Here is a 4736-nt window from a genome sequence, read left to right on the forward strand (position 1 = left end):
AAGTATAAAGATAGTGCGTTTTTGTTTGCTGGGATTTTCCGTAGGAAAATCAGAAGCTAGCAAAAGAAGCACTTCCATAGTTTCGGTACTAAATTAAGCATTATTTTTATACAATGTTAGCGCACGTTATTATTAAACCGTTTAAATTAAGCGTTCCTAAAATCATTAGCACGCAACAGTTGCACTTTGCTTTGGTCGGAAGTTCGAAAGTGAGTTTTTTGTAATTTATTTTTTTACCGTTCCGATTTACCGTTTCAATAATCAGTCGTACGCAACAGTTGCGCTTTGCTTTGGTCAGAAACCGGTTGAGTGAGAAATATAGGAATCTATTTTTACTTTTTAAACCACTTTAGAACGATTTATTTTTTTTGAGCCGAGTGAGCAATGTGCGCTAACGGTTACGTATAAGGATTGTGCGTTTTTGTTTGCTGGGATTTTCCGCAGGAAAATCAGAAGCTAGCAAAAGAAGCACTTCCATTGTTTCAGGACTAAATTAAGCATTATTTTTATACAATGTTGCCGTACGTTACAGGAATTATTTTATCTACTTAAGAGTTGCGCAAAGCTTAGTAAATCGGTTTAACAAAGATTGCGTGGGAGTGAGGTCAGTCGTACGCAAAGATTGCGCAATTAATGTATCGGAAACCGTTATTACTTTAATCGACTTTTGAGTGAATTACCGTTTTTTGAGCCGAGTGAGCAATGGACGGCAACGCTTGATGTATGGTTAGTTGCGTGGTTTAAGCAACTAATCTAATAAGAATAAACCGAACGTTAGGGAAATCCGCAGGATTTTCCGAGTACACACAAGCCCAAGCAATTAATTATACAACCTGTTGTTAACCGTTTTTTAGTTTTTTACGCCTTAATTTATCGCTTTTTACGCTGTAATTGTCAAATTCCGATACGAAATACTTGCGTAACACTTGCGTTTCATAATTCAATTCCGATTTGCGTTGTACTTCGCAACATTGCTAAATTCCGATTGTTGCGTTCTATTGCGACTGAGTGAAATTCCGATTATTTTCATTACAATTTTTCGGTAGCCATCTTTGACTTAAATTCAAAAAAAATTGAAAGCTCCGCTTTCATATGAAGAATAAATTTGTCCGCTGCGCAATTAAAATATTACGTGACAATTGCGATACAAGGAAATGGTTTACAACGTGTTAGTATATGATAAGTTGCGGGTTTGCGTGCGAGGAATTTCCGAAGGAAATTCAGACGTAGCAAACTTGCAACGACTTTTGGTTAAGCACAACACCAGCAATTTTTTATATACTGTGTTGTGTACAGTTTTTTAATTTTCAGCTTTTCAATAAATTCAGTTTTTTTACAAGAAATAATGGCAAAGATTGAATTCTGTATGTCGAAATCACAAGTGGTTTTAGACTTGTAGGTTTTCCATATTCAAATTCCAGTTTTAATTCAGATTCTAAATATTCAAAAATTCGGTCATTGCATTTTATTTCTCCCTCAAACCAATTAGTCCAACCAAACAATATCTTTTTAAATCCTTTTCTTAAAATCAAAAAATCGTCATCAATTCCAGCGTCAAACCCGTAATATTTGGCAGTAACAATCCAACCTCTTTTTCTTAATTCAGAGATTATTTCATTCCACTTTTCAGTTTTGATATTTATTGCAGTTTTTTTCAAGTTCAATTCAACGTTTTATTCCTTCTTTTGAGTTAGTTGAGTAATTGTACACAACGTGTTTGTATATGGAAAGTTGCGTGTTTGCGTGCGAGGATTTTCCGAAGGAAAATCAGACGTAGCAAACGTGCAACGACCTATTGATTTAGCTAAAACCAGCAATTTTTTATATACGTTGTTGTACGTAGTTTTTATTTTTCAGATTATTATTTTCAAAATACTATTTAAAAAATATAGTCAAAATAGTGATTAGAATTAAGAAAATCAATGCAAATATTATTCTTTCCTTTTTTCGTTCCGATTGCGCTTTCTTTCTAATTTCAGCTTTAATTCGAGTAAGTTCCTCCTCGGAAACTTTTTTAAAATTCAGTTTTTCAGATTTGCCACTTGAAAAATTCAAATCTCTATTATTAGATCTAAATTTCGGTTTGTTAGATGTTTTCATAGAACGATTTTGTTTCATTCTATTATTCATATCCGCAACGTGTCCAGCTCCTCCGCTCATTTAATTAATTCTTTATTTTCTATTTCAGTTCGGTTTTTCTCAAATTACGTACAACGTTTAATATAAGAAACGTAGGGCAGTTGATAAGCACTATCGTCTCGGTTTAACACTTAGCTAAATATAAATATTTTGCTTTTATTTTTCGGTTAAATGCCAAATTTTATATTTAGTGGACTTTGTAAATAAACACAGACCTTTGAGGTTAACACAAAAGCCCTATGTTTTTTATACATTGTTAGCTGTAGTTTTATTTCACTTTAAATCGTATAATAACTTCATTATCCAAAACAACATTTGTAGACCAAATAAATTCTGCACCAGTTCCACTAAATTTTTCTATGAAATTTATATATGCTTTTTTGTTTTTAACCCCTATTACTTCTTCTGTATAAGTTGTTGCATTTGGCCATTTACTATCATCAAAATCAATACCAAAACTATTTTCTGGAATTTTCCAATGTATACCATAAAAATTCGTTCCATCATCAACACCATCCGTACTACAATTTGAAGAAAGTCTTTTCTCTCCAACTTCACTTAAACAACTTAAATCATTTATTGGAGCTGTATAGAATGTCTGTGCTTTCCATTTATTATTTGTGACCGTTCCATCACTAAAACTGGCTATAAAACCGCCATCTCCTGGATGAAATTTTTTACCTCTATTGTTTTCAGAACCTAAACCTAAATTTTCTTCCCAATCAATAACTTTTAAAGCTATGGTATAAGGCTTACTTACCTTAAATTTCACAATGTTTGAATTAAATCGGGTAAACGGAACTGGGTCTACTGCAATTAACTTTCCATTAATGTATAATTCAAAATAATTGTCAGCAAAAATGTAACCTGTAATAATTTCTCCATCAACATCAATTTCTGTGACTGGAACAGAATTTAAATCTACTTCGGATAGATTACTCGGTGTAGTTCCACTATTTTCATTATACAAGTCAAATGCTTTTGGTGAATTATCGAAATTATTGATTCCGGGAACTGTCCAAATATTTTTCTCAGAATCGTTAATTTCTCCAACACCAGCAATTCTACTACCTTTTGGATTCGAACTTAATAGGCTTTCTATTTTTGTCTTTGCCAAACCTTGGGTTATACTTCCTGTTCCTTTGTAACTTTTTTTATTGTCTATAATTTCGGTTTTTGATTTCTTTGTTGATGTGTTTGTGTTATTTTCCTTGCAACAAACTATTGTAAGTGAAAGGAATATAATTAATATGTTATTTTTCATAATGTGAGTTTTTTTTAAATTACAGCTAACGTTTGCGTGTAATATTAGTTACGTAAATATAGCAATAAATTCGTAATTACGCACGAACGGCTGAAATCCGAAGGATTTCATAAGTGAGCTATTTGCAGTAATTAATTTTACACATTGTTAGCATTTGTTTTTCTTTTTAGTTTCCAATTTGGAATTTTATTTTTTCAGCATTTGAGTAAATTCCTGTTTTTATTTTGTACAGATTTTCAAATTCGCAAACTTTTTTAATTCCGATTGAGTGATAATTCACGAGTTTCTGTTTCGCATATAATTCAGATTTCACAAACGAACTCAAATTCCGCCAAGTTGCTTAAATTCCGCAATTTTATAAATTCAGAGTTTGAGTGATTTTTCACACAATTATTTTCACATTTTTCTGTATTAAAGCACTTTTTATTAAACAACCTTTTTAATGTTTCAGATTTCTGTCGTCAATAAATGCTAACGTGATTGTATAAGATTAGTTGCGTTGTTTGCTTGCGAGGATTTTCCGCAGGAAAATCAGATGTAACAAACACGCAACGACCTTTAAGTTTAGCCTAAAATAGCAATTAATTTTATACGTTGTTGCCATTTCGTTGTTTTTTCAGAGTTCAAATTATCATACTAAATTCTGTTTTCCACTTTTCAGCGTTTGAGTAAATTCAGTCAGCGTTTTATTCCGTAATATTTTTCAATATAGATTGAGTGAGCAATTCCGCAACTTGCTAAATTCCGCACACAGTTCAGTTTCAAATTAAATATTCGAATATTAAACTCGGAAAAGCAACAATGCTCATAATTATTAATAATAATGATATTGAAATTAATATAGTTTTTAATTTTTTTTTAATAGGTGGTTTACTTTTGTAACTAAAGTATAGACTAAGCGAACCAAACCCTATAGCAATTAATTTAAACCAAATTGTCTCATATTTTCCGCTTCTTGGAGCTAGAATGAATATTCCGCCTTTGAATTGTTCCCAAAAGTCAATATGATTCAAGTAACTTATTGAGAAAAAATATAGCCATCCAAGTATTAAAAGAACAATTGAATAAATTAAATATTTTTCTTTCTCTATTTTCATTCTTTTTAATTCCTGATTTCCATTTAGAGTGCGTTCCGCAATGAATGGCAACGGTTACGTATAAGGATTGTGCGTTTTTGCTTGCTGGGATTTTCCGAAGGAAAATCAGAAGCTAGCAAAAGAAGCACTTCCATTGTTTAAGGACTAAAATAAGCATAATTTTTATACAATGTTGCCGTACGTTACAGGAATTATTTTATCGGCTTAAGAGTTGCGCAAAGCTTGGTAAATCCGTT

The 4736-nt window shown here is 31.8% G+C and carries 4 protein-coding genes; all 4 read right to left on the reverse strand.

The features are described from left to right. Window positions 1–1307: 1307 nt before the first annotated feature. The 4 genes from ASC41_RS16205 to ASC41_RS16220 all read right to left on the reverse strand — a co-directional run bounded on the left by ASC41_RS16205 (window position 1308) and on the right by ASC41_RS16220 (window position 4500). Complete coding sequence (locus ASC41_RS16205) at window positions 1308–1658, reverse strand: hypothetical protein (RefSeq protein ID WP_055437696.1); 351 nt, start codon at window positions 1656–1658, stop codon at window positions 1308–1310. A 217-nt stretch (window positions 1659–1875) separates the two neighbouring features. Further along, a complete protein-coding gene (locus tag ASC41_RS16210) occupies window positions 1876–2160 on the reverse strand; it encodes a hypothetical protein (RefSeq protein ID WP_055437697.1) in 285 nt (94 codons plus the stop codon). Window positions 2161–2407: 247 nt separating this feature from the next. Next, window positions 2408–3403, reverse strand: coding sequence for a hypothetical protein (locus tag ASC41_RS16215; RefSeq protein ID WP_055437698.1), 996 nt, complete (start codon window positions 3401–3403; stop codon window positions 2408–2410). Window positions 3404–4164: 761 nt separating this feature from the next. Continuing rightward, entirely contained in the window at window positions 4165–4500 is a 336-nt protein-coding gene (locus ASC41_RS16220) for a hypothetical protein (protein WP_055434621.1), read from the reverse strand. Window positions 4501–4736: the final 236 nt, after the last annotated feature.

This window comes from Lacinutrix algicola (assembly GCF_001418085.1).
GTDB classification, from domain to species: Bacteria; Bacteroidota; Bacteroidia; order Flavobacteriales; family Flavobacteriaceae; genus Lacinutrix; species Lacinutrix algicola.

Coding starts and splice junctions, on each gene's coding strand:
- ASC41_RS16210 (WP_055437697.1), bottom strand. CDS start 2,160: ATGAGCGGAGGAGCTGGACACGTTGCGGATATGAATAATAGAATGAAA.
- ASC41_RS16215 (WP_055437698.1), bottom strand. CDS start 3,403: ATGAAAAATAACATATTAATTATATTCCTTTCACTTACAATAGTTTGT.
- ASC41_RS16220 (WP_055434621.1), bottom strand. CDS start 4,500: ATGAAAATAGAGAAAGAAAAATATTTAATTTATTCAATTGTTCTTTTA.